General features: G+C 53.9%; 1 rRNA gene. It reads left to right on the top strand.

Annotation, left to right across the window (positions count from 1 at the left end):
* Positions 1 to 267, top strand: a 23S ribosomal RNA gene (locus tag QP997_RS09810); the annotation flags it as partial.

The raw sequence follows: 267 nt of genomic DNA, 5'->3' as shown, positions 1-267 counted from the left end.
TGAGGGAATGGTGAAAAGTACCCCGTGAGGGGAGTGAAATAGTACCTGAAACCGTGTGCTTACAATCCGTCAGAGCCCTTTGGGGTGATGGCGTGCCTTTTGCAGAATGAGCCTGCGAGTCAGCGGCATGTCGCGAGGTTAACCCTGGTGGGGTAGCCGTAGCGAAAGCGAATACTAACTAGTGTGTTTTTAGTGGCATGTCCTGGACCCGAAGCGGAGTGATCTACCCATGACCAGTGTGAAGCGATGGTAAGACGTCGTGGAGGC

This window comes from Corynebacterium sp. MSK039 (assembly GCF_030232315.1).
Taxonomy (GTDB): Bacteria; Actinomycetota; Actinomycetes; order Mycobacteriales; family Mycobacteriaceae; genus Corynebacterium.
This window is presented reverse-complemented; position numbering and strand designations above follow the sequence as displayed.